The organism is Qingshengfaniella alkalisoli (genome assembly GCF_007855645.1).
In the GTDB taxonomy this organism is placed as follows: Bacteria; Pseudomonadota; Alphaproteobacteria; order Rhodobacterales; family Rhodobacteraceae; genus Qingshengfaniella; species Qingshengfaniella alkalisoli.
The window spans coordinates 1,658,348-1,682,503 of the sequence record NZ_CP042261.1 but is presented as its reverse complement, the minus strand read 5'-3'; the positions used below and the strand labels follow the sequence as shown (position 1 = coordinate 1,682,503).

Below are 24,156 nucleotides of genomic sequence, written 5' to 3'. Positions count from 1 at the left end.
TTGCTGTCATTCAAGCGAGATTGGTAGCGACTGTGACTCGCTTTTAAGTGGCCTGTTCCACAGCTTTACGAAGCTTTCCTTGAGCGGTGCGTCACCATGCAGAACGGCATTCACCGTTTCACAAATCGGCATTTCCACGCCTAACTGTCGTGCAAGATCGGTGACGGAGACGGCGTTAACTTCCCCCTCTACAACGACGTCACGCCCATCGAAGCAGTCGACCCGCGACCTGCCTTGGCCCAACTGAAAGCCAAGCGACATATTGCGCGACGTCTGGCTGGAGCAGGTCAGCGTCAGATCCCCCATCCCCGACAGCCCGGAAAGTGTTTCTCGACGCCCGCCCAAGGCCTGCGCCAAGCGCTTCATTTCTTCGAGCCCGCGGGTAATCAGCACTGCGCGGGTGTTCTCTGCAAAGCCCGCCCCGGTCATGATCCCGCAGGCGATGGCGATGACGTTCTTCACCGCACCGCCGATTTCAACGCCAACCAAATCATCCGAGACATAGGGGCGGAAGCCGTCGTTGCTCAGGGCCCTAGCAAGTCGGGATGCGTCGCTATTGGCCGGATACCGACGATCCTGTTCACTGAATGGCAGGGCGATTGTGGCAGCGGTCGGGTAGCCTCGCGCAGCCTCGGTTGCGAAAGTCGGGCCGGAAAGCGCCCCGATGGGGTGGTTTGGCAACTCTTGTTGCGCGACTTCGCTCATCAGCAGACCGCTACCTTGTTCGATCCCCTTGCAGCACAGAACAATCGGGATGCCAGTTGGCAGATGCGGCGCAAAGGTCTGGCAAACTTGCCGTAAACTGCGCGATGGTATGACTACAAGGACGGCCTGAGTGCTCTTACAAGCTTGCCACGGATCGGTTGTTGTCTCAATTCCGGCAGGCAGCTCGATATCTGGCAGAAAACGTGGGTTTTTCTGGACGTGTTTGATGTCTGCCAGTATCTCGGCATCCCGGCCCCAAAGCGTGACCCTTTGCCCTGCGCGCCGAGAAATGGCAGCAAGCGCCGTACCCCATGCGCCAGCTCCCAGAATCGTGAGTTGTTCTATCGCAGAAGGGTGGTTGTCTGACTCGGTCATAGGGATTCCTCATGGAGCGACTATATCCCGCCAATAGCGACTTTCTTGGGCTGACTAAATGGTTAGCCCGGTTCGCGTTCCAGGAATTCACTGGACAGCAGGTCAAGGAAGGCACGCAGGCGGCTGGTCAGCGCCTGTGGGCTCGGGTAGATCAGGCTGAAGACAGTTGGCAGGCTTGTCCAACCGGGCACAGCGTCAATCAGTCGTCCGCAGGTCAGATCGTCTTGGACCATGCTTTCCGGCAAAAGCGCAACTCCACAGCCGTCGCGTGCTGCATCACGCAGCACTGGAAGGGAGGTGACCGCCAGCCCGCCCGCGACGCGCGCGGAGGTTTCCTGTTCACCATCTGTGAAATACCACGTCTGTATCAAGCCGACGCCATCAAGCAATGCGGGGTAATCGGTCAAGTCCTGTGGATGGTGCAGCGGTTCATTCATCAGGGTTGGAGCGGCGACGGCTATGCGACGGGAGATAGCGAACGGTTTCGACACCAGCGGACTGTCGAAGGGGGTGCTCGCGCGGATGGCCGCGTCGAACCCTTCTTCGACAAGGTCGGGCTGGCTGTCAGTCAGTACGAATTCCAGCGTCAGATCGGGATAACTCTGTCGGCTGCGCGCGGCTATGCGGCCAAGATAGCACTGCCCGAATAATGAGGGTGCAGCAACGCGCAAATGGCCATTAACGCGTTCATCCGGTTCTTTCAGACTAAGCCGCAACTCATCGGCATCTGACAAGATCCGCTCCGCTTTGCTCAACACCAACGCACCTTCCGCAGTCAGGCTCAGCCGCCGTGTCGTGCGTTCGATCAGTTGGACACCGAGAGCCGTCTCGAGATCCTGAACCCGCTTGGAAACGGTGGATTTTGGGGTGTCCAGCTTTCTGGCCGCTGCCACGAACGAGCCTTCGGAAACTACCGCGCAAAATTCCCTGAGTGCGTTCAAATCCATGGGACCATCCGTATTTTCAAACCCAGAAACCATTTTTCACGATGCTTTCCAAGGAAATAGAAAGCGTTCGGCGCGGGCTCGCCGATAGGCGGTTTGGTAGAATCCCAATCTGGCTATGGTGCGTTCGTGTCCAACCAGATCGTGACCGGCCCGTCATTGAGGAGAGACACTTGCATGTTCGCACCGAAGCGCCCCGTCGCGACGGGAATGGCCATCTGGGATAGTTCATGAGCCAGTTGCAGATACAGCGACTCGGCCAACTCCGGGGCAGCCGCGCCCGAGAACCCCGGTCGGTTCCCACTGCGCGTAACGGCCGCCAGTGTGAACTGGCTGACCACCAGCGCAGCACCGCCGACAGCCAGCAAAGAGCGGTTCATCTTGCCGCTCTCATCCGCGAAAATCCGCAGCTTGGCGATTTTTCTGGCAAGTGGCGGGACTGTTTCGCTGGTGTCACCATCGGTCGCGCATGCAAGTATCAATAGCCCTTGGCCGATTTCGCCGACAACGGCACCTTCTACCGATACGCTGGCCCGAGATACGCGCTGCAACAGGGCACGCATCAGGCAATCTCTGACAGCAGGGGTGGGTTGGCGCCGACACGTGACACGGTGATCGCAGCCGAACGCATGGCGAGAGACAAGGCGTGGCGGATGTCGTCTTCACCGAGAGATGACAGCGCGTCTTTGTTCAACCGTCCCGGTTGCTCCAAGCCTGCCAACAGTCCCGCGTTGAACGTGTCGCCAGCGCCTACGGTATCCGCCACCTGAACCGGCACAGCGCTTTCACGCACTGTGAAGTCACCCGCGAAGACCCGTGCGCCTTTCGCGCCTTCGGTGATGCAGACGAAGCGGGGACCTTGCTTCAGCAGATCCGCTGCCAAGGTTTCGAGGTCGCCGCTGCCGCGCAGCCAGTGCAGGTCTTCGTCCGACAACTTAACGATGTCACTGACGGCCAACATGCGATCCAGCCTCGCGCGATAGGCGGCTTCGTCCTGAATAAAGCTCGGTCTGATGTTCGGGTCGAGCATGATCAGTTTGCTGTTGGCCTCGCGCTGTGCCAGTGCCTCGAATGCCGTACCGCAGGGCTCGACGACCAGGCTAATACCGCCAAAGAACAGCGCTGTGACCGTGCTCTCCAAGTCTGGCAGGTGCTGCGACGTGATCATTCGGGTGGCCGTCGCTTCATCGTAAAATGCGTAGCGGGCGTGGCCATCCACCAGTTCCACGAAAGCCAGTGTGGTGGGGCGGTCCGAAATCTGCGCGTAGCCTGTCGCGACACCGCTGTCCTGAAGCGCCTGCATCAGTTTCGCGCCGAACAAGTCGCGTGAAAGGCCCGTGAACAGTGCGGTCGGGCATCCAAGTCTGCTTGCCGCAATCGCAGTGTTGAACACGGCGCCCCCAGTGCAGGGCAGGAAAGCCGCATCTCCATCCGCGGTTTGTCGCGGCAGCATGTCGATCAAGGCTTCGCCGCAGCAAAGCAATTTTGGCGTCCCGGTCACAGTTCCCCCTACATCCCGCCCTGATTCATGGCGTAGACGTAGCCTATGGTTGCCGCGAGTGCGAGGGCAGCCAGCACAGCCAGCGCGATCTTGATTGCCGAATAGGGTCGCTCCCCTTGCACCCGACCTGATTGGCCGTTGACTACGAAGCGGTAGCTCTTGCCTCGGTATCGATAGGCAGCCACCCAGATGGGCAGCAGAATGTGCTTGAAGCGGATGTCGGACACTTCGGTCTTCAGTTGATGGATGCGTTGCCGGTCGCCGCCGATGTCGAAGCGCACGTCGCGTTCGATCACGCGGTCCATGTAGCCGCGCGCCTCGTTGAACGCTTCGTCCAGTTCTACGGTGTAAGCCTCTGCACGCATACCAGCGATGAACTCGGCATTGTAAGGGCTGAGCCGCGATAGGTCCCAAGGTTGCAACGCGTCGGTAAACTGCTTGGGCAAAGACCGCGATGCCAGCACCAGAACATCGTCGAAAAATCGCGCCACTCGTCCGCGTGCAGGGGACCAGCGGACCTTGGCGACCTGCACCGCCTGTCGCTTGCCGTCACGTATAACGTAGCGGGTCTCGTAGTAGACGACACCACGCTCGCCCGCGTACCGGCTTTCGGTTTGTGCGTCGAATGTCCAATAGGGAATGTAGATACCATCCATCTTGCGGTGGCGCCGCGAGTCTCTTTTCAGCCGGTTGGGTGCGAACCATAGGCTGCCCATCCATTGCCCGACCGCGTCGCGTGCCGACGGTTCGTCCAGCATGAAGGGAAGAATGCCACGCGGTTTAATGTGCCTGTCGACGCCGGTGTCCGACACGATGGGTGTCGCGCAAAAGGGGCATTCGGCTGCGTGGATCGCTGGGTCGAATTCAACCGAAGCGCCGCAATTCGCGCATTTGGTGACTTGCGTGCTTTCCAGGTCTGCATCGGGGATCTGCTTGCGAAGGGCTGACTTGAAGTCCATCTCAGGAATGGATGAGCCGGCCCCCCACAGCCCCTCTTGAGCGGCCGAAACAGGTTTGGTGTTACCGCAATGGTCGCAGATGAGTTGCTGCTGCGCTGGAGAGAAACGCATCGCACCGCCGCAGCTGTCGCAGGGAAAGCGGTGGTCGTTCAGCGCATCGGTGTCTGTCGTGCCGGTCGGCAAGGGCGGAGGCGTAGGCATCAGATCAAGTCAATCGCTGTCGCGGGTCATGCGCCGGGTGGGGGAGGGGGCATGACCGTGAATAGTTGTGCCAGTTCATCTACGTCATCCGCTGTCTTCCAGCCGTCTTGACCCGGCGTCCAGACGTAGGTTTCACGCGATACCTCGCCCTGTGACACCATGCGCCCCAAGTCGGCCTTGGAAAACGGCCCCTTGGTCTGCCCGTTTTCAGCGACGTGCCAGACTTTTTCGATAGGTGGAGGCGGAGGGGTCTGCGCAGCCTGCTGTGGGCGAGCGCCCCACGGCCCGGCCTGCTGACCCATCTGTGCCGCCATGCCCATACCCAGCCCGGCCCCAATGCCTGCGCCCATGGCTCCGCCGGGGTTGGCGGCGGCCGTGGTCATGGCCTCGGCTGCGGAATACTGGGTGTACTTGCCCAGATCGCCCGCCAGACCCATCGAGGTCCGTTTGTCGAGCGCTGCTTCCACGGCCGGAGGCAGGGAAATGTTCTCGATGTAAAGTTCCGGCATGACCAGGCCATAGCTTTCAAGGGTCCCGGAAATCTCGGTCGCGATCAGCTTGCCCAGATCGGCGGTATTCGCGGCCATATCCAGCACGGGAATCCCCGATTGGGCAATCACGCGGCTGAACTCCTGCGTGATGATGTTGCGGATCTGGAAGCTGATCTCATCCATGGTAAACTCACCGTCCGTACCGACGATTTCGACCATGAATTTCGCGGGATCGTGGACGCGGATCGAATAGGTGCCGAAGGCCCGCACGCGCACTGGCCCGAATTCCGGATCGCGCAGGATGACCGGGTTCTTGGTGCCCCATTTCAGATCGTTGAACCGCGTCGTATTGACGTAGTAGATTTCCGATTTGAACGGTGATCGGAACCCGTGATCCCAGTGCTGAAGCTTCGTCATGATGGGCATGTTGTTGGTCTCCAACATGTAGAGACCGGGTGTGAACACATCCGCCAACTGGCCCTCATGCACGAACACCGCCGATTGTCCCTCGCGAACCGTAAGCTTCGCGCCGTACTTGATCTCGTGCCCCTGCCGCTCGAACCGCCAGACGATGGTGTCACGGGTGTCGTCCGTCCACGCAATGACGTCGATGAATTCACCGGAGAGAAAATCGAAGATGGCCATGGTCAGCTTTCCTTGGGTTCGGCTTGGGCGATGTCAACGCCTTCTGGTATCAGTTCATGCGCGATTGTCTGGACGATGGGGCGTGCCTCGTCGATGTCCATTCCGGGTTGCAGGCGACGGTCATAAAGAATCTGCACCATCATCTCGTCCTGCCAGGTCAGCAGCGCGAATTCCTCGTCATCGTTGAACAGGGACGGGCGGACTTGCGGGCTGTCGTTCGCAAGCCCCAACCCTTGTGTGATTTCCTCGTGGAAGCAGGATTTGCGCAGCAGTGGCGGGTGCTCGTCGCGCACGATTGCGATTGCACGTTCGTATACATAGGGTGCCTGATCGGATGAAAAGGCCACGACCAGACAGAAGGTCGTCGGTGGCATGTGCGTGATTGTCCGGACCACAGCTGGGGTGACTCCGGGGATCAGTTCTTCGATGCGCGGACCAAGCGCGCGGCGTTCGTCTTCATTGACAACGAAGATCATGAAATCGGACGGCGCACGCTTTATGCGGACAGGGCGACCGCTGGCCGAAGCGAGGGTTGCAGACAGCTCTTCAACAGTTGACCGGTCGGTGGCCTGTTGAGACGGCAAAACACCGGGACCGAATACCAGCGATACGTCGATTGGGGATTCCCATCGGCGCACACGGCTTGATGTTTCCCGCGCGACCAACTGTTCACTACCCGGTGAAAACTCATCGAACAGCGCGATGCGCAGGAAGTTTCGCGCAAGCTTGTCGGCATCCACGGGCGTATCGGCGCCGCCGCGATCCGTGCGCAGTAACCCGCGAGATACAAGGTCACGTTCGACGCCGGCATAGCGCTGTTGCAAGCGAATACTTGCGTTCGACCGTTGCAGATTCGGCTTCCTGACAGGTGTATCCGAAACGCTGGGAGATGACGGTGGCGGTGCGGGAGTAGTCACAGGTTCCATACATCCGGCCAGCCCGATGAAGCCGGCCAGAAACAGCATCTGCATCTTTGGTCGCCCGAACGTCAGGCGCATGGTGTTACCCCTTCGGAACAGAACTTCCTGCGTTGTCACCGGTCTTGTCGCCTCGTGCTTTGGCAGAGGCAAGTGTATCGCGCAACTCGGTCTCCATCGTAACGAGATCTTTTTCTGCCTGAGCCCTCTTGGCCTTGCCCTCATCCGCGATCTGGAGACTTTCCTCGATCGTCGCGATCAGATTGGCATTGGCGGATTTCACGGCTTCGATGTCGAAGACGCCGCGCTCCATTTCCTTGCGGACGGCGGCATTCGCCTGACGCAGATTTTCAGCGTTCTTGGTCAGAAGGTCGTTGGTCAGGTCATTGGCTTCTCGAACTGCCGTGGCCGCTTCTGACGAGCGCTGGATTGTCAGGGCCTGTGCCAGTTGCGTTTCCCACAATGGCACGGTGTTCACGAGCGTCGAATTGATCTTCGTCACCAGCGACTTGTCGTTTTCCTGCACCAACCGGATCGACGGCAGGGACTGCATCGTTACCTGCCGTGTGAGCTTCAGGTCATGCACGCGTCGTTCCAGATCGTCGCGGGCCGCGCGCATGTCTCGCAATTCCTGTGCCCTGATGACTTGCTCGTCTTCGGGCGCCGCGCCGACCTCGGCCTCCTTGGCCGGAATGTCGGTCTTGTCCAGTTCAGCCAGCTTGGCTTCGCCAGCCGAGATATAGACCGCCAGTTCATCGTAGAAGGTCAGGGTCTTCTCATACAGTATGTCGAGCGACTTGATGTCTTTCAGCAGCGTATGCTCGTGTTCAAGAAGGTTGTCGGTGACGGAATCGATCTGGCCCTGAACTGTTTCATACTTGGCCATGAACTTGGCCACGGGTTTGGCTTTTCCTGTCAGCTTTTCCCACCAAGACCGTTTACGGTTGGGGTCCAGTTCATCCACGGAAAAGCCGCGAATAGTGCTTACGATGTCGCGCAGGCTGTCGCCAGCTGGCCCCACATCCTTGTTCCGGACATCGGCAAGCATGGACTGGCTGATTTCCTGCAATTCCGATTGTGCCGCCGAGCCGAAGGCGATGATAGAGCCGGTATCCCCGATGTCGATTTCATCCATGCGCTTGCGGATTTCACTCGCTACGGCGGGTTCAGCCTGTTCCAATGGAACCAGATCCACCCGAGGTTCGGGCAATGGCAGCGCGGCCTGATCTACCTCGGTTTGGACTTCGGCGGCCTTCTTCTGCACAATTTCAGACATAACGGTCCCCCTTGGGTTATCCTAGCTTCTCACGTTCCAGCCGCTCGCGCAGCACTTCGATCTCCACGTCGAGATCGGTCCGGTTGTCGAGCAGCAGGGTCTGTGTTTTGGCGGCGAAATTCGATTCAAGGTCGTTCAACAAGGCGACATAGTCGTCCCGCGCGCCCCGGTCGCGGGTCTTACTGTAAAGGTCGGCGAATTTGACCGTCGCATCCTTCGCGCCCAACAAGTAGACGCCAAGAAATTTGCGCGCGCCGGTCAAATCGCGAGGGTCTTCTTCGACTGTGCGGAACATCTCGCGAGCGGTGGAGGTGAACCCATCTACCATGCCTTCCAATCGCCGGTCGCCCGTGCGCTTGATAGCTTCCGACATATCAGACAGGTGGCGCTCGGCTTCGTCAACCGCACGGGACACTCGATCCGACTGGAAGCGATCAACGTCGCTCATGCCCTTGTTCTTCATCGGATCCAGCCCAAAGGACAGCAAATGCAGCCCCGTGCCAAGAGCGCCGAAAATGACCGCGCCGCCAAGGCTGTCATCCGCGATGCCTGAGATTCCCAGTCCCAGCCCCAATAGAACTGACCCAAACAGCTTGCGGGGAATTGCAGGACGACGCGCGATCTTGCGTGCTTCGTAGTTTTCCTGTGCGATCAACCCGTCACGTGTCAGCCAAGCGGACAACAGCAGGCTGCCGAATGCCGCCAGGTTCAGCGCAAGCCCGGTCGGGCCAGATGTGAATGCGGCGGGCAGAAAAAAGAATGGTAGTACGAACAACAGGTTCGATCGCATGCCGGCACGCGTACGGGATTTGCTTTGGAACGGATGCCGCAGAGCCGGAGCCGCCGTGTCATCGGTATCCTTCGTATCAGGACTGAAACGGCCGCCATATTTTTGCGCCACGATCAGGCCCCCACGAATGCTACATAGAGAACCAGCCCGACGAGCAGGACATAGGATATCTTGCGGACCCCGCTTTCGGTCATTCAACAACCCCCAAGTTTCCGCCTCTGACTATAGGGTAACTTGCGAGAAAAAAAACACTTTCGTCGGAAAACCGCAAAAATTTCTGCGACACAGCGACGGGCAAAGCGGGATCAACGTGTCCGGCGACGTAGCGGACGTTTCCGCTTGGGTTTGGCGTGGCCGTCATCCTCTGGTGTCAGTCCAAGCTGGTCTCGGACGACGCGTTGTTTGATTTCTTCAACCTGGCCCTTCTTCAGATCGCCCAGGCGAAACGGGCCATAGCTGACGCGGATCAGTCTATTGACCTGCATCTCGATCGCATCGAATGCGCGTCGGATTTCACGGTTCTTGCCCTCGCGCAATGATACGGTCAGCCATGCGTTTGCGCCCTGTTGCTTGTCGAGCGTTACCGTCATCGGCTGGAAGGCTTCGCCGTCTATGGTGATGCCCTGGCGCAGGGGTTCAAGCGCGGCATCGTCCGGGGTTCCTTTTACCCGGACACGGTACTTGCGCAACCAACCTGTGGACGGAAGTTCGAGTTTACGCTTGATCTCGCCGTCATTGGTCAGCAGCAACAGTCCTTCGGAATTCAGGTCGAGCCGCCCGACGGTCATCACGCGCGGCATTTCATCTGGCAAATCGTCGAAGATCGTTGCGCGTCCGCGCTCATCTTTGGCGGTGGTTACGAGGCCCGTCGGCTTATGGTATAGCCAGATGCGGGTGGGTTCCGGTTCTGCAAGTGGCTGCCCGTCCACCTCGATCCGGTCGGAGGGCAGTACATTCAGAGCGGGGCTGTCGATCAGCTTTCCATTCACGCGGACTCGGCGGGCTTCGATGATCTTTTCGGCCTCGCGGCGCGAGGCCACCCCGGCGCGTGCCAGAACCTTGGCGATACGGTCGCCCTTTTTTGGATCGTTGCTCATGTAATAGCCCTATCCCGTTGCGTTCAACTGCGAAAGGGTCTTGCACAGAACCTGCCCGCAAGCGCAACTAGGCGCGTGGGACCGTTTCGCAGTCATATGTCCGTCGCGCTGGAAGAGGCGCGTGCCGCCGCTGCGCGTGGCGAGGTGCCTGTGGGGGCCGCGCTGGTCGATCCGGCGGGACAGGTCGTTGCGCAAGACGGGAACCGAACGCGGGAGTTGAATGATCCGTCCGCCCATGCCGAGATGCTGGTGATCCGCGCGGCCTGCCGCCAATCGGGTAGCGAGCGACTAACGGGGCATTCGCTTTATGTGACGCTTGAACCCTGTGCAATGTGCGCGGCGGTCGTCGCGGCGGCGCGAATTGCGCGGGTCTACTATGCGGCGTCCGATCCCAAGTCAGGCGGGGTTGAGCACGGAGCGCGTGTCTTCATCCATCCGCAAAGCCATCATCAGCCGGAGGTCTATCACGGGATGGCAGAGGTCGAAGCGGCCGCGTTGCTGACGGACTTCTTCCGGCAGCGCCGCTAGCCCTGTCGTAGAATGAACAGTTCGGCTGTCACACAGACCGCGTTCTTATCCGGTACCAGCCACCCGCTCATGTGGTTTCCATCCATTCCGACGATCGAGATATCGAGAGATGCCCGCCCGTTTTCAATACGTCCTTCATCAATCATCAGCTCTGTTGCGTAAGATGTCATGTTCCTGCCATCTGAAAATTGCGCGCCGACAATGCTGCCCAGCCCATGGATGGTACCGTGCTCAATGCCATACCGCGCGCAGACGTTCTCGATCGTTGTGATCAGGTCCTCGTTCGGCGCAATCCGCAAAAGCAACCCGTTTGCGCTGGCGGTGGAATGGGTGGCGACAGGCTTGAATAGCTCGAAACTGGTTTCGGCGTCTGCAACCCGATCAAATGAACCACCTTCTATCGCCCACCCAAGGAGCGTGGTTGGTGCCGCCAGATGTGTTTGGTTCGCAAGCAGATGTCCGATCCGGTCATTGCCTGCTGTTTCGCGCCAGCGCCCGTGACAATGGATGAACCTTTTCCCATTCTCATGACCGATAAGCAGGACTGCGGTCTTGATCATGGGTGATGCTGTCAATTTCTGTTTCACGCTATACCAGGCGGCATGTCGTGTATCCGCAGCAGCGGCGGGCATGACGAAACATAGCGCGTCGCAAGGGATCGATTCAGCGAATAGAACCGCCCCTTCGATTGACGCATGATCTAACGCGGAGAAAAGTGCTGTTTGGAAGTCCTTGGCCGGATTTAGCGCTAATTCGATGGCCGAAGCAGAGATTTCGACGCCTTCCCAACGTGGTCCCACGGAAGGGCCCGGGTGGTCTATGGTCTGGCGTGTCATGTATGCTGCCGGTCGCGGCGGTCGATTTCATCGCGCACAAGCTTTTTCGTGATCTTGCCATAGCCTGATTTGGGCAAGGTATCCCAGAACATGAAGCGCTTGGGTTGCTTGTAGCGCGCCACTTTCCCGTCCAGCCATTTTGTGATGTCTGCTGCGGACAGAGAAGTGCCCGCACGACACACGCAAACGGCAGCCCCGATCTCTCCCCATTTTTCGTCTGGCAAGCCAAGAACGGCGACCTCTGTCACGTCTGGATGTAGAAGAATTTTTTCTTCTATCTCGCGGGGGTAGATGTTCGAGCCGCCGGATATGTACATGTCCGACGCGCGCCCCGTCAGGTAGAAGAAACCATCTTCGTCCATGTGTCCCAGATCGCCTGTTCGGAACCAGCCGTCGCGAAAGGCCTTTTTGTTGGCATCGGGATTGTTCCAGTAGCCGGCAAAGACGGCGGGGCCGCAGACGCAAAGTTCACCCGTTTCCATCGGTGCAACTTCGCGTCCCGTGTCGTCTTGCACCTGCACCTGCATACCCGTTCTCGCGAAACCGCAGGTGCCGAGTCTGAGATCCCCTTCGGTCTCATGAAGGGCAGGGGGCAGGACGGTTATGTTCCCCGTGACTTCGCCCAATCCGAAATACTGAACCAACACCGGGCCCAGGGTTTCCAGCGCCTTGATTTGATCGGCGCGATACATCGGTGCACCCGCGTAAATCACGTAACGCAGACTGGAATGGTCGTGGTCACTGACGGATGGGTCCTCGACCAACATCTTCAAGATGGTCGGCACCGTGAACATATTCGTCACGCGCCATTTTTCGACAAGGGTCCAGATCTCGGCAATATCCATGCTGTCGCTGCCGGGCAGGATCGTCACCGCACCGCGCGCAACCTGCCCCAGCTGATGCACTCCAGCCCCATGGGACAGGGGTGCAATGACCAACGAGGCGTCGTTCTGGGTTGTGCCAGGCATCAGGTCGCACAGATGATTGGTCACGACAAAACCCATCTGGCCATGTGTCAACACAGCAGCCTTTGGCATGCCGGTTGTGCCGGACGTGAAGAAGAACCAGCATGGATCGTCACGTTCGACATTAGCAAGTGGTTGTGACTGACCCAAATGCCGCGCGACGATAGCGTCGTAGTCGTTCCCGAAATCCGCGCCGCCGATGACGATTGTCTGCCCGATCTGGCTTGCACATGCGGCTGCATGATCTGGAAAAGCGGCCTGACAGATCATCAACTTCGCTCCGCTCGACACAGCGAGCCAAGCAAGTTCATCAGGCATGCCGCGATAGTTTGCTGGCACCCAGACTGCACCGACTCTGAAGCAGGCAAACATGGCCTCGAACATCTGGTTGCAGTTTGCCGATTGAATCAGGATGCGGTCGCCTTTGCGAATGCCGAATTCTTCGACTAACGCATGCGCAAATGCGTTGACGCGAGCGGAGAAGACTTGCCAAGTCCAGACGGTATCGCCCCAGGCCAGCGCAGGACGTTCGGCATGTCTGCGGGCGGCTTGATCAACGAAATGGGCCAGGTTCACGGCACGTGTGGAAACAGGGGGCATAAGGCTGGTCAATGCGCACGCTCCAAGATCGAGGCGTAGTTTGCAACGGCTGCGCCGCCCATGTTGAACACACCGGCCAGTTCTGCGCCCTTGATCTGCATTTCGTCCGCGTCATTCATCAATTGAAGCGCGGCCATGATATGCATGGATACCCCCGTCGCGCCGATGGGGTGCCCTTTGGATTTCAGCCCGCCCGAAGGGTTGACGGGCAGTGCGCCGTCTTTGCGCGTGAGCCCGTCACGCACGACGCGCCCACCTTCGCCGGGCTCGGCAAGACCCATGGCCTCGTACTCGATCAGCTCCGCTATGGTAAAGCAATCATGGGTCTCGACCAAATCCAGATCACTGATCGACAAACCGGCATTTTCGAGTGCGTTCGCCCACGCCCGTCTTGCGCCTTCGAAACGCAGCGCATCGCGACGGCTTATGGCGAGGATGTCGTTCGCATGGCTGCGAGCCAGAAACCTAATGGCGCGATCCAGATTTCCGGCAACCGAGGCCTCGGCCAGCACCAGCGCAGCAGCCCCATCGGAGATCAGCGAGCAATCCGTGCGGCGCAGCGGTCCCGCCGTGTAGGGGTTTTTGTCGGACACGGTGTTGCAAAAGTCGAACCCGAAATCACGCTGCATATGGGCATAGGGGTTGGCGACGCCGTTTGCGTGGTTCTTGGCCGCAATCATCGCAAGCTCTGCCGAGCGGTCGCCGTAGTGCTGGAAATAGCTTTGAGCAATCGTACCAAAAATGCCTGCGAAGCCACCGTCGATGTTCGCTTCTTCCCTGCGATAGCTCGCACCGAGAAGGATGTCGCCGACCTCTGCCGTGGGTGTCGCAGTCATTTTTTCGGCACCGACAACGAGGGCCACATTGCCACGACCGGATTCGATGAAATCCATCGCCGCGTAGATTGCCGCACTGCCGGTCGCGCAGGCGTTTTCGCAGCGGGTCGCAGGAGTGTTGGCGAGGTCCGCGCATCCCATTCCGACCAGCGCTGCCCCGAAGCCCTGCTTGGAAAACCCGCCGTTGAATACGCCGCAATAAATCCCGTCCACGGCTTCCGGCCCAAGGCCGGCATGATGCAGGGCAGGTTCGGTGACCAACGCCATCAGGCTTTCGACATCCGGTGCTTCTGCCTTGCCGAACTTGCCGTGCGCCCATCCGACAATCTGTGCTTCGCGTGACATTATCCCCCCTATCACCCGATCATGACCGGGCCAGCCTGTGTAAACATGTCCTTGAGCTTGCGCTCAACAGTTTGCGCCTCCTCGCGCAACAGAGCCGCCAATTCGCGCTGGCGTTCTGGTTGTAGCCGACTTTCGACTGCGGCGATGCTGAACGCGCCGGCAACGCCTCCAGCGGGATGCTGGATCGCGATCCCGACACCCCAAGAATCCTTGTAGATCAGCCCCGGGTTCAACGCATATCCCGCCTGTCGCGACCGGATGATCGCCTGTCGCATGCTCGCTTCCGAGCAACTCGGATACGCGCGTTCGATTTCGGGACGGATGGCATCTATCACCGTTTCAACCATGTCGTCGTTCAACGCTGCGAGCATGGCCAGCGACCCGGCGCCGACACCCAGTGGATGTTCGTAGCCTGCTTGCAGGGCGTGGGTCTTGACGGGATAATCGCCATCTTCGCGGTGCAGACAGACCGCGTGATTTTCTCGTTTCACTGACAGGAATGCTGCGTCGCCCGATGCGCGGGCTAGTCTTGCAAGACTGGGCAGTGCAAGCTTCAGGAGACCAAAACGACGGGTTGCCAATGAGCCAAGGATATATATTTCACGGCCCGGAAAATAGCGACGTGTCATCGGGTCTTGTTCGATAAAACCCGACCGCGACAAAGCCAGCAGAAGCCGCCGGACCGTCGGTTTTGCCAAACCACTTTCGCGTACCATTTCCGACAGGGAAATACCTTCATCCACCTTCTGGCCGACGCGCGAAAGGATTTGCAGTGCTCGGTCCACGCTTTGCGCGCCGCTGGATGAGGCAGGGCTGAATTGTCGTAACTGGTCCATAATACGATACCAATAAATAGGTCGAGAAGCACCTTAGTGGGCAATTATTGTTAATTGCAACGGTCCTCGGATGGGATAATGGTTGCGTTTGCGAAGAAAAGCTTCGGCATGGTCCACATCGTGAACACACGACGAGGCTAAACTTGGAGGAGGAACTGGAATGAACAAGATGACTCTGTTTGCGACAGCAACAGTTGCCACGATCGCAGCGGCGACGGCTCAAGCGGATACCTACCGCCTGTCACACAACACCGGCGATACGACGACATGGCATAAGGGTGCGGAAAAGTTCAACGAATTGTTGCAAGAGGCAACCGGCGACGACGTCCGTATCTTCCCGAACGCCCAGTTATCCGGCGGGGACCAGATGAAGCAGGCGGAGATGACGGGCCGCGGCGCAATTGACATGGTGTTGACCTCGGCAATCAACGTGACGCCGCTTGCGCCCGAGATGGCGGTTTTTTCGCTGCCTTACCTGTATGCTGATTATGATGCGGTCGATGCGACGACGGCGGGCGCTGCCGGCGACCGGATGGAAGAGATCATGGCCGGGCACGGCATCAAGGTGCTGGCCTGGGGCGAAAACGGTTTCCGCGAAGTGACCAACAATGTCCGCCCGATCACATCGCCGGAGGATATGAAGGGCCTCAAGATGCGTGTCGCCGGACCGATGTATATCGACGTGATGAATGAACTGGGCGCCAACCCGCAACAGATGCAGTGGTCTGAAACATTTCCCGCGCTTCAGCAGGGTGTCGTTGACGGGCAGGAGAACCCGATCGGTGCGGTCATCATCCCGCAGCGTGTTTACGAGGTCCAGAAATACATCACGACCTGGCACTATTCCTATGACCCGATTTTCCTGGGGGTTAGCGAAGAGCTGTGGGAGTCGTGGGACGAAGACACGCAAGCTAAGGTGACTGCAGCGGCCGAAGAGGCGATGGAATATCAAAAGCAGATCAGCCGCGACGGAACGGCCTCTGGCATCGCATATCTGAAAGAGCAGGGCATGGAAGTCTACGAGCCGTCCGCCGAAGAACTCGCCGCCTTCCGCGACGCGACCCAACCCGCCTTTGACAAATGGGCGGCGCAAGTGGGAGCCGATATCGTCGAGCTGTTCCAGGCCGAGGCGACCGCGACGAATTGACCTATGCGCGCGTTTTGCGATAGGGGCGGGCAATCCCGCCCCTTGTCATATTGGAAAGCATTCGAGTGGCCTTTCTGTTCAAAAATTTCGAGAAGGTCGTGTGTGTCATCCTGTTTCTTTCGATGACGGCGCTCGGCTTCGTGAATATCGTCGTGCGATATGCGACTGAATTTTCCTTCGCCGCGTCAGAGGAACTGCTGACCAACGGCTTTCTTCTTCTGACAATTTTCGGGGCCGCCGTCGCGGCGGAACGCGGGGAGCATCTCGCGGTGACGTTGATAGCCGACAGCCTGCCACGCCCGGCGGCCCGTGCCGTTTTCGTGCTTGCATCCGCCTTGTCCGTTGTGTTGTTGGCGCTTTCTGCGTGGTTTACTTGGGTTCTGATCGCCAATCAGGTCTCGAGCGGGATCACGTCTTACGCGTTGCAGATCCCGGTTTGGTACTATTCCATCGCCGTGCCGTTTGGCTTTGCGTTGATCCTGTTTCGCTACGTCCAATATGCTGCGCGACATCTGCGGGATTCCGCCGAGGAGGTTACGCCTGATGTTTGATCTCGGCGCCGGTACACAGATGGTTGTGCTGTTTTTTATCTTGCTCGCGCTGCGCGTGCCTGTCGCGTTCTCGCTCGGGTTGTCAGCGTTGTATGCGATGTGGCAACTCGGATTTGGACTGGATCTGGTGGGTGATCTGGTCACGGCGGGCATTTCCAAGTTCTCTCTGCTCGCGATCCCGTTCTTCATCCTGGCGGGGAACTCTGATGGGGGGCACAGGGATTGCGGAGCGAATGATCCGCTTCTTCCGTGTTCTTGTCGGCCGTTTGCCCGGTGGCATGGGACTTGTAGGCACCGTCGTATGCCTGTTCTGGGGGGCGGTCAGCGGCTCGGGTCCTGCGTCGGTCGCCGCGATCGGGCCGATGGTCATCAAGTCGATGGAAGAAGACGGTTATTCGCGTGCCTTCGCAGCAGGACTGGTCTGCACGGGTGCTGCCCTGTCAATTGTTATTCCACCGTCTATCGGCCTGGTGATCTATGGGGTCATCGCCGAGACATCCATTGCCGCGCTGTTCATGGCCGCGATCGTGCCGGGGATCGTGCTGGGGCTATTGATGCTATGTGCCTTGCCGTTCGGAAAGAGCGGGCCGGTGACGCAGGCGGGCCTGGAGCGCATCGCGCCGATGCCCTACGCAGACCTGCCGTATGGCGCCCGTCTTCGTCGTAGTTTTGCTGAGTCCTTCTGGGGGTTGCTTACTCCCGTTGTTATTCTCGGTGGGATCTATTCGGGCGTCTTCACGCCGACCGAGGCGGCCATCGTCGCAACGGTCTATGCGCTCGTCGTGGGGGGGCTGATCTACCGGACGCTAAGCTGGCAGGGGCTTTTCGCGGCGGTCTCTGATGCGGCGGCCTCGTCTTCGGTCGTCATGCTGGTCGTCGCCTATGCCAGCTTGTTTGGTTGGGTTGTCACGGTGGACGATCTGATCGGGCAGTATTCATCGGCGCTGCTTGGGCTCAGCGACAATTCGGCCGTAATCTTGCTGGTGATCATGGTGATCATCCTGCTGGCGGGTATGTTTATGGACGCGATCACCATCATGTTCATCGCATTGCCGATTTTCCTGCCTGTGGTGCGTGAACTCGGCTGGGATCCGGTTTGGTTTGGAGTGCTGGTAATGATCAACCTCGCGGTGGGGCTGTTCACCCCACCTGTGGGCATCAATCTTTATGTCGCCGCCAACATCACCAGGGAGCCGTTGGAACGCGTGGCAAAAGGGGCGCTGCCGTTCCTGTTGACCAGCCTTGTCGGCCTGATGATCGTGGCTGCGTTCCCAGGGATTACTCAAATTTTGGGTAGGCTTTTCGGCTAAGGGTCAAAGCGCGATCGGCTTCAAGACCTCTGGTTCAATGACATTCACCTCGGGAATGGCTTCCCTGAGCTTCTCTGCTGATTGTTCCAGCAGCGGGAATGTCTTGTAATGGCAGGGGATGACGGTGTCGAAGTGGAAGAACCGTTTGGCAGCATATCCCGCGCGGTGCATGTCCATCGTGAAATGGCCGCCGCAACAAAGAATGCCGATGTCAGGATGATGCAATTCTTCGAATAGCTGCATGTCCATCGTGATGTCGGTGTCGCCCGAGAAATAGATGGTCTTGCCTTCGCCAGCGATCATGAAGCCTGCTTCCGACCCGGCCGGAGAGATCTTACCTTCAAAGTCGATGCTCGACGAATGCACCGCGTTCACCATCGTTACCTTTACTTTGCCAAGTGAGATCGTTCCGCCTTTGCCGAACCCGATGGCCCCTGCGCCGTTGGCGGTGACGAACCCGTCGGCCAGTTCATGGATGCAGGCAATGGGAATGTTCAATTCCTTCGCGATGGGGATTGCGGTTGAAGCATGATCCCCATGCCCGTGTGACAGCAGGATCGCGGTCGCGCGGTTGATTGCTTCGTCCCTGCGGTCTTCGGGAAAGGCGGGGTTTCCGACGAGCCACGGGTCCACCAGCAGAACTTGATCCTCGATTTCGATGCGAAAGCCGGAATGGCCGAGCCAGATAATGTTCATCGGATGCTCCATGCGTATTGGATTCGGGCATACGGTATCAGTGGCCCACCCGTCACGCAGTGGATTTCTTTACATGCTGCCCCGATGCGGTTGCAGCGTTCTTTGCGGGACGCTAAAGCAGGTCGCGATATTTGTAACGGAGACAGCTTATGTCGATCGACGTTGAAACCGCCGCGCGCGTGGCCTCGCTGGCCCGCATTCAGGTCGAAGAGGATGCGCTGCCGGAACTGGCGCAGGAGTTCAACACCATCCTCGGTTTCATCGAGCAATTGAATGAAGTCGATGTCGAAGGCGTGGAGCCCATGACCAGTGTCACGCCCATGCGGCTGAAACGGCGCGAGGACGTAGTGACCGATGGCAGCCAGCAGGAAAAGATCCTGTCCAACGCTCCCGACGCCCGTGAAGGCTTCTTCGCTGTCCCGAAGGTGGTTGAATAATGACTGAACTGTCCAAGCTGACGATTGCCGAGGCCCGCGAAAAGCTACGCGCCGGTGAAATCACATCTGTCGAACTGACGGATGCGTGCCTGTCCGAAGTGGAGGCATCCGGTGCGCTGAACGCTTTCGTGCACAACACACCCGATCTGGCGCGTGAACAGGCCAAGGCTGCCGATGCCCGCATCAAGTCCGGCGATACGCCTGACATGTGCGGCATCCCGCTGGGCATCAAGGATCTGTTCTGCACCAAGGGCGTGCCGTCGCAGGCGGCGTCACGCATCCTGGAAGGCTTCAAGCCGGAATATGAATCGACCGTCACGCAGAAGCTGTGGGACGAAGGCGCGGTCATGCTCGGCAAGCTGAACATGGATGAATTTGCCATGGGCTCGTCGAACGAGACGTCGACCTATGGCAATGCGGTCAATCCCTGGCGTCGTGATAATGACAACACCCAACTGACACCGGGCGGCTCGTCTGGCGGTTCTGCATCGGCTGTTTCTGCTGATCTGTGCCTGGCCGCGACAGGTACGGACACAGGCGGATCGATTCGCCAGCCAGCGGCTTTCACTGGGATTGTCGGGTTGAAGCCGACCTATGGCCGGTGTTCGCGCTGGGGTACGGTGGCATTTGCCAGTTCGCTCGACCAGGCGGGTCCGATGACCAAGACGGTGCGCGATGCGGCCATCATGCTGAAGGCAATCGCTGGCCATGACATGAAGGATTCGACCAGTGCGGATCTGACGGTGCCGGATTTCGAGGCGGCACTGACCGGCGATATCCGCGGCAAGAAGATCGGCATCCCGCGTGAATACCACATGGACGGCATGCCCGGTGAGATCGAGGCGCTTTGGAAGCAGGGCGCGGATATGCTGCGCGATGCAGGGGCGGAGATCGTTGATATCTCACTTCCCCACACGAAATATGCGCTGCCAGCCTATTACGTCATTGCACCTGCCGAGGCATCATCCAATCTGGCTCGCTATGACGGTGTGCGTTTCGGGCATCGTGCCAAGCTTTCGCAGGGCGACGGCGTGAACGAGATGTACGAAAAGACCCGCGCCGAAGGTTTTGGTGATGAGGTCAAGCGCCGCGTGATGGTCGGTACCTATGTTCTTTCAGCTGGGTTCTACGACGCCTATTATAACCGCGCCCGCAAGGTCCGCACCCTCATCAAACGTGATTTCGAGCAGGTTTTTGATGACGGCGTAGACGCAATCCTGACGCCCGCAACGCCATCCGCTGCCTTCGGTCTGGGCGAAATGAATGATGCCGATCCGGTCAAGATGTATCTCAATGACGTGTTCACCGTGACCGTGAACCTGGCGGGCTTGCCCGGCATCTCTGTTCCGGCAGGTCTGGACAAGCAGGGTCTTCCGCTTGGCCTGCAATTGATCGGTCAACCATGGAAAGAGGCAGACCTGTTGGCTCAGGCTGAAGTTCTGGAAAGAGCCGCAGGTTTCAGCGCAAAACCGTCCCGTTGGTGGTAAGCTGACCGGGTATTTGGAGGGACTGACATGAGATTGAAACTGATCGCACTTGCCGGGCTGGCGCTGGCTGCCTGTGAGCCGATCCCGAATTCCGGCGCGCCCATGGATTCCATGTCGCCCAACGCGCAGAACGCCCGCAATCAGGAACTGCAGCAGCCGATCGCCGACACACCCGCAGATACCGGTGCACCGCTCAGCGCGCTCGATTCGTCGGTGGTATCCTCCTACGAGGACGACGTTCCGGCCGGTGTGGAAAGCGGCGACGATCTAGGTTTCGAGAACGAAGTCACCACGACGTCCTTGCCGACAACCGATGCGCCCGAACCATCCGTCGTCCCGGAACCCATGGTCGTGCCCGAAAACGACGTCACGCCCGAGCCGGCTCTTGATCCAACGCCAGTTCCTTCAGGGGACACATCGGAAGCAGGCCCCGCCACGGGGGGTTACCAGCGCGACTTCGTGTCCGAGGCGCGCACCTCGATGGCCTGTGAGCGTTACGCATCGACAGCGCAGGCGCAAGCCGCGTTCGAGGCCGCGGGTGGGCCGCAAGCCGACCCTCAAGGGCTGGACCCCGACGGTGACGGTCGTGCCTGCCTGCCCGTGCCGGAGCGGTGATCCCAAACCCGATCTGGCACGAATCGCCCAATCACGGCGAACGGCGGGGCGGAACGACACCCACCTTGATCGTTCTGCACTACACAGCCATGCGCAGCGCGGAGGCCGCGTTGCGGCGGCTGTGTGACCCCGACTATGAGGTTTCAAGCCATTACCTGATCGGTCGTTGCGGTCGGACCTGGCAGCTGGTGTCGGAAGAGCGCCGCGCCTGGCACGCTGGTCATAGCCATTGGGCGGGCGCGCCGGATGTGAATTCCCGCTCCATAGGTATAGAGTTGGACAATGATGGCAGGAGCCCCTTCACTGAGCCGCTGATGCGTTCTCTGGAAGCTCTGATGCCTGGTATCATGCAGCGCTGGAACATCAAACCCGAGAGCGTTATCGCCCATTCGGATTGCGCTCCTGTGCGAAAGTGTGATCCGGGGCGCCGGTTCGACTGGAAGCGACTCGCGCATCAGGGGCTGAGTGTCTGGCCAGGGCTGGATGCGGCCGCCGGTGAGGCAGGCCCAGCACGGTTTCGGGCTGATGCAATCCGTTTCGGTTACCCGGATGAAGAGCCCTCGCTGGTTTTAGATGCGTTCCGCCAGCGGTTCCAACCCTGGGCCGACGGGCCGCTCAAGACGGCAGACGTTGCCGCCATGGCCGATCTTGCTGCACGTTATCCCGTTGACCGCGACGCAAACGAAGCCTAAGTCCGCCTGCGTGCGGATAGCCGGATGATCGCGGCAGGGCGACCTGTCGAGGAAAGTCCGGACTCCATGAAGCAACGGTGCCGGGTAACGCCCGGCCGGGGAAACCCGAGGGAAAGCGCCACAGAGAACAAACCGCCAGACGGATAGGTTGGTCTTTACCGATACCTCCGAAGGCAAGGGTGAAACGGTGGGGTAAGAGCCCACCGCGGGACTGGCAACAGGACCGGCACGGCAAGCCCCACCGGGAGCAATGCCAAATAGGGACCTCGTGCGGTGATCCGCAGGGCGGCTTCAGCCCAGAGGTCCGGGTTGGCAGCTAGAGCGCGTCGGCAACGGCGGGCCCAGATGAATGATCATCCACGACCTTGTGTCGGGACAGAATCCGGCTTACAGGCTATCCGCACATATCCAACACGGCCCGACTGCGAAAACCCTGCGTTACCGGTTGACTCGGACGCCGGGATGGCTAAAAGGCGGGCTTCAAGCATTTCACGGGTGGATGTCCGCCCGGTTGAGGAGTCTGAAAATGGCGAAGCCGACCACAATCAAGATCCGCCTGAACTCGACCGCGGGCACGGGTCACTTCTACGTGACAAAGAAGAACGCCCGTACCATGACCGAGAAGATGACGGTTCGCAAATACGACCCTGTTGCTCGCAAGCATGTCGAGTACAAGGAAGGCAAGATCAAGTAATCTTGCCGCGGGATCTTCCGCATAGAAAAACGCGCCAGAACTTCTGGCGCGTTTTTTTTGTGTCCGAGTATCTGTGCGAAGTTGCGTGATGCGGCGGAGTCTTGTCGAGCCGCCGCATAGACCTTGATCAGGCGCGTTCGGCGTATTCCATCGTTTCGGTGTTCACGATGATGTCTTCGTCCTGGCCAACGAAGGGCGGCACCATGACCTTGACGCCATTGTCCAGAACGGCGGGCTTGAAGCTGTTCGCGGCGGTTTGCCCCTTCACAACTGGCTCCGTCTCCACAACCTTGCACGTTACCTTCTGCGGCAGGGTGGCGTTCAGCGCTTCGGATTCGTAGAATTCCACGACAATGGTCATACCATCTTGCAGAAACGGACGGCGTTCGCCCAAAAGTTCGGCGGGCAGTTCGATCTGGTCGTAGGTCTCTGTGTCCATGAAGACGAGCATGCCGTCATTTTCGAACAGGAATTGCTGGTCTTTCTGTTCGAGACGCACACGTTCCACCTTGTCGGCAGACCGGAAACGTTCGTTCAGCTTCGACCCGTTACGCAGGTTGCGCAGTTCGACTTGCGCAAAGGCGCCACCCTTGCCGGGCTTGACGTGATCGACTTTGACGGCGGCCCAAAGACCGCCATTATGTTCCAGGACATTGCCCGGACGAATTTCGTTACCGTTGATTTTAGGCATTTCTGTAGTAGCCCGATGCTTGATCCAAGAACTGGCGCACCTATATCGGGGCCATTGGATACTGGCAAGAGATGAGCATATCGACGCACCCTGCAAATGCAGGCATGCAGTGGGCGCATATGTGGTATGTCTTTAGCCGTATATCGAATCATGCTGATAATGTCGTATTGCGCGTTACTCCCGAAGTTACAAGAGCAATAAGAAAAGGACTGGATGATGGCTGAATTTGTCGACGGCACTGCCTTTAATCATGAACAAGGCAATCGTGCTCGGAAATTGTTCGCTGCTGTGGTGCTGGCTGCACTTGATGACGCCATCGCCGATGATAAAAAATATGGCAACGGCCCGGAGCAAATCGCGCGTTGGGCGCGATCTCGCGACGGTCGCGAGGTGCTGAGCTGTGCCGGGATCGACCCGAATGAACGTGTTGTGTCTGGTCTGATGGAATTCGTCAGCAAGGGTGTGCGCACGTCTGTTGCTCTGTCTCGGGAGGAAAGTGAACGTCGTAGCCAACAGGCTGAAGCTGCATAACGCAGCGATCCTTCTGTATCGAAAAAGCGCGCCCCTTGAGGCGCGTTTTTCATTTGTTACGATGAGTGGTGATGCCGAGCCGTTGCAGCTCCTCGTGAAGGATGTGCCGCACCAGTTCGCGCAGTTGAGTGTCGTTCAGCGCGGACAAATCCAGTTCTTCTGCTGTTTCAGGCACAGGTGGAATTGGTGCCTGCTGTTCAATGTCGTCGAGCGTGATGCGTGAGAACTGCATCAGCGGGGTCTCCCCGTCCGGCAGCGATAGGCCGTCCTCTGCGCTGATGTCCGCGCGTTGGCTGACGTTCAGAACCAGGGGCTCGGTATCTTTGCCGGCGATAACAAGACGCCGGACTTCTTCTAGCAGAGTTTCGACTTTATCGGATGGGGCCATGCGCAGCACACAATCACTGGTTGTGTAGTCAGGCTAGCAGCACCCGCAGAACGAAGCAATCATTCTGCGG

General features: G+C 58.9%; 27 protein-coding genes, 1 other RNA gene and 1 pseudogene. 12 read left to right on the top strand and 17 right to left on the bottom strand.

The annotated features are described in order from the left end of the window. Window positions 1–6: 6 nt before the first annotated feature. The 10 genes from FPZ52_RS08455 to FPZ52_RS08410 all read right to left on the bottom strand — a co-directional run bounded on the left by FPZ52_RS08455 (window position 7) and on the right by FPZ52_RS08410 (window position 9,901). Window positions 7–1,080 (bottom strand): NAD(P)H-dependent glycerol-3-phosphate dehydrogenase, encoded by a 1,074-nt coding sequence (locus FPZ52_RS08455; protein WP_146365025.1) that lies wholly within the window; start codon window positions 1,078–1,080, stop codon window positions 7–9. A gap of 62 nt (window positions 1,081–1,142) precedes the next feature. Continuing rightward, window positions 1,143–2,027 carry a LysR family transcriptional regulator gene (locus FPZ52_RS08450; protein ID WP_168201289.1) on the bottom strand — a complete coding sequence of 295 codons (885 nt, stop codon included), beginning with the start codon at window positions 2,025–2,027 and terminating at the stop codon, window positions 1,143–1,145. Between the two features lie 113 nt (window positions 2,028–2,140). Beyond that, a complete protein-coding gene (gene dtd / locus FPZ52_RS08445) occupies window positions 2,141–2,587 on the bottom strand; it encodes a D-aminoacyl-tRNA deacylase (RefSeq protein ID WP_146365023.1) in 447 nt (148 codons plus the stop codon). Beyond that, window positions 2,587–3,525: a carbohydrate kinase family protein gene (locus FPZ52_RS08440; protein WP_276617436.1), complete on the bottom strand. Its 939-nt coding sequence runs from the start codon at window positions 3,523–3,525 to the stop codon at window positions 2,587–2,589. Before FPZ52_RS08440 ends, dtd begins: the two co-directional genes overlap by 1 nt. A gap of 8 nt (window positions 3,526–3,533) precedes the next feature. After that, the gene (locus FPZ52_RS08435) at window positions 3,534–4,685 is read right to left on the bottom strand and encodes a TFIIB-type zinc ribbon-containing protein (protein WP_146365022.1); all 1,152 of its coding nucleotides are present in this window, start codon (window positions 4,683–4,685) and stop codon (window positions 3,534–3,536) included. A 26-nt stretch (window positions 4,686–4,711) separates the two neighbouring features. Continuing rightward, the gene (locus tag FPZ52_RS08430) at window positions 4,712–5,821 is read right to left on the bottom strand and encodes an SPFH domain-containing protein (protein ID WP_146365021.1); all 1,110 of its coding nucleotides are present in this window, start codon (window positions 5,819–5,821) and stop codon (window positions 4,712–4,714) included. 2 nt (window positions 5,822–5,823) lie between these two features. Then, window positions 5,824–6,819: a DUF2927 domain-containing protein gene (locus FPZ52_RS08425; protein ID WP_146365020.1), complete on the bottom strand. Its 996-nt coding sequence runs from the start codon at window positions 6,817–6,819 to the stop codon at window positions 5,824–5,826. A gap of 4 nt (window positions 6,820–6,823) precedes the next feature. Further along, entirely contained in the window at window positions 6,824–8,014 is a 1,191-nt protein-coding gene (locus FPZ52_RS08420) for a toxic anion resistance protein (protein WP_146365019.1), read from the bottom strand. 16 nt (window positions 8,015–8,030) lie between these two features. Then, entirely contained in the window at window positions 8,031–8,915 is an 885-nt protein-coding gene (locus tag FPZ52_RS08415; protein WP_146365018.1) for a 5-bromo-4-chloroindolyl phosphate hydrolysis family protein, read from the bottom strand. 194 nt (window positions 8,916–9,109) lie between these two features. Beyond that, window positions 9,110–9,901, bottom strand: a complete 792-nt coding sequence (locus FPZ52_RS08410) for a pseudouridine synthase (protein ID WP_146365017.1) — start codon at window positions 9,899–9,901, stop codon at window positions 9,110–9,112. 96 nt (window positions 9,902–9,997) lie between these two features. Here FPZ52_RS08410 and FPZ52_RS08405 point away from each other — a divergent pair, with 96 nt between their 5' ends. Beyond that, window positions 9,998–10,429 (top strand): nucleoside deaminase, encoded by a 432-nt coding sequence (locus FPZ52_RS08405; protein WP_146365016.1) that lies wholly within the window; start codon window positions 9,998–10,000, stop codon window positions 10,427–10,429. Here the strand turns inward: FPZ52_RS08405 and FPZ52_RS08400 are convergent. The 4 genes from FPZ52_RS08400 to FPZ52_RS08385 all read right to left on the bottom strand — a co-directional run bounded on the left by FPZ52_RS08400 (window position 10,426) and on the right by FPZ52_RS08385 (window position 14,847). Then, window positions 10,426–10,989, bottom strand: coding sequence for a PCC domain-containing protein (locus FPZ52_RS08400; protein WP_168201288.1), 564 nt, complete (start codon window positions 10,987–10,989; stop codon window positions 10,426–10,428). The genes FPZ52_RS08405 and FPZ52_RS08400 overlap by 4 nt on opposite strands. A gap of 272 nt (window positions 10,990–11,261) precedes the next feature. Beyond that, window positions 11,262–12,830, bottom strand: coding sequence for an acyl-CoA synthetase (locus tag FPZ52_RS08395; RefSeq protein ID WP_146365710.1), 1,569 nt, complete (start codon window positions 12,828–12,830; stop codon window positions 11,262–11,264). 8 nt (window positions 12,831–12,838) lie between these two features. After that, complete coding sequence (locus FPZ52_RS08390; protein WP_146365014.1) at window positions 12,839–14,011, bottom strand: acetyl-CoA acetyltransferase; 1,173 nt, start codon at window positions 14,009–14,011, stop codon at window positions 12,839–12,841. An 11-nt stretch (window positions 14,012–14,022) separates the two neighbouring features. Next, window positions 14,023–14,847: an IclR family transcriptional regulator gene (locus FPZ52_RS08385; protein ID WP_146365013.1), complete on the bottom strand. Its 825-nt coding sequence runs from the start codon at window positions 14,845–14,847 to the stop codon at window positions 14,023–14,025. A gap of 160 nt (window positions 14,848–15,007) precedes the next feature. Here FPZ52_RS08385 and FPZ52_RS08380 point away from each other — a divergent pair, with 160 nt between their 5' ends. The 4 genes and pseudogenes from FPZ52_RS08380 (at window position 15,008) to FPZ52_RS08370 (ending at window position 17,855) form a co-directional block, all read left to right on the top strand. Continuing rightward, the gene (locus FPZ52_RS08380; protein ID WP_146365012.1) at window positions 15,008–15,994 is read left to right on the top strand and encodes a DctP family TRAP transporter solute-binding subunit; all 987 of its coding nucleotides are present in this window, start codon (window positions 15,008–15,010) and stop codon (window positions 15,992–15,994) included. Between the two features lie 65 nt (window positions 15,995–16,059). Further along, window positions 16,060–16,545: a TRAP transporter small permease gene (locus FPZ52_RS08375; protein ID WP_146365011.1), complete on the top strand. Its 486-nt coding sequence runs from the start codon at window positions 16,060–16,062 to the stop codon at window positions 16,543–16,545. Further along, window positions 16,493–16,687, top strand: a pseudogene (locus tag FPZ52_RS19495) (hypothetical protein); the annotation flags it as partial. The gene FPZ52_RS08375 and the pseudogene FPZ52_RS19495, both read left to right, overlap by 53 nt. A gap of 64 nt (window positions 16,688–16,751) precedes the next feature. Beyond that, the gene (locus tag FPZ52_RS08370; protein ID WP_240804330.1) at window positions 16,752–17,855 is read left to right on the top strand and encodes a TRAP transporter large permease; all 1,104 of its coding nucleotides are present in this window, start codon (window positions 16,752–16,754) and stop codon (window positions 17,853–17,855) included. Window positions 17,856–17,858: 3 nt separating this feature from the next. Here the strand turns inward: FPZ52_RS08370 and FPZ52_RS08365 are convergent, their stop codons facing one another. Then, entirely contained in the window at window positions 17,859–18,551 is a 693-nt protein-coding gene (locus tag FPZ52_RS08365; protein WP_146365010.1) for a metal-dependent hydrolase, read from the bottom strand. Window positions 18,552–18,700: 149 nt separating this feature from the next. Between FPZ52_RS08365 and gatC the strand changes: the two genes are divergently transcribed. From gatC to rpmG, 6 genes are all read left to right on the top strand, one after another. Then, a complete protein-coding gene (gene gatC, locus FPZ52_RS08360; protein ID WP_146365009.1) occupies window positions 18,701–18,988 on the top strand; it encodes an Asp-tRNA(Asn)/Glu-tRNA(Gln) amidotransferase subunit GatC in 288 nt (95 codons plus the stop codon). Beyond that, window positions 18,988–20,475 carry an Asp-tRNA(Asn)/Glu-tRNA(Gln) amidotransferase subunit GatA gene (gatA, locus tag FPZ52_RS08355; RefSeq protein WP_146365008.1) on the top strand — a complete coding sequence of 496 codons (1,488 nt, stop codon included), beginning with the start codon at window positions 18,988–18,990 and terminating at the stop codon, window positions 20,473–20,475. Before gatC ends, gatA begins: the two co-directional genes overlap by 1 nt. Before the next feature lie 27 nt (window positions 20,476–20,502). Beyond that, on the top strand, window positions 20,503–21,090 hold the full coding sequence (locus FPZ52_RS08350) for a hypothetical protein (RefSeq protein WP_146365007.1): 588 nt from the start codon (window positions 20,503–20,505) through the stop codon (window positions 21,088–21,090). Then, window positions 21,087–21,782: an N-acetylmuramoyl-L-alanine amidase gene (locus FPZ52_RS08345; RefSeq protein ID WP_240804329.1), complete on the top strand. Its 696-nt coding sequence runs from the start codon at window positions 21,087–21,089 to the stop codon at window positions 21,780–21,782. Before FPZ52_RS08350 ends, FPZ52_RS08345 begins: the two co-directional genes overlap by 4 nt. A gap of 12 nt (window positions 21,783–21,794) precedes the next feature. Next, window positions 21,795–22,188, top strand: an RNA gene (gene rnpB, locus FPZ52_RS08340) — RNase P RNA component class A. Window positions 22,189–22,308: 120 nt separating this feature from the next. After that, window positions 22,309–22,476, top strand: coding sequence for a 50S ribosomal protein L33 (gene rpmG / locus FPZ52_RS08335; protein ID WP_005630270.1), 168 nt, complete (start codon window positions 22,309–22,311; stop codon window positions 22,474–22,476). A gap of 127 nt (window positions 22,477–22,603) precedes the next feature. On the opposite strand, the gene efp is transcribed toward rpmG, so the two are convergent. After that, a complete protein-coding gene (gene efp / locus FPZ52_RS08330) occupies window positions 22,604–23,167 on the bottom strand; it encodes an elongation factor P (protein WP_146365006.1) in 564 nt (187 codons plus the stop codon). A 216-nt stretch (window positions 23,168–23,383) separates the two neighbouring features. On the opposite strand from efp, the gene FPZ52_RS08325 reads away from it, so the two are divergent. Further along, window positions 23,384–23,698: a DUF6280 family protein gene (locus FPZ52_RS08325; protein ID WP_146365708.1), complete on the top strand. Its 315-nt coding sequence runs from the start codon at window positions 23,384–23,386 to the stop codon at window positions 23,696–23,698. A gap of 49 nt (window positions 23,699–23,747) precedes the next feature. Here the strand turns inward: FPZ52_RS08325 and FPZ52_RS08320 are convergent, their stop codons facing one another. Further along, window positions 23,748–24,086, bottom strand: coding sequence for a hypothetical protein (locus FPZ52_RS08320; RefSeq protein WP_146365005.1), 339 nt, complete (start codon window positions 24,084–24,086; stop codon window positions 23,748–23,750). Between the last annotated feature and the right edge of the window lie 70 nt (window positions 24,087–24,156).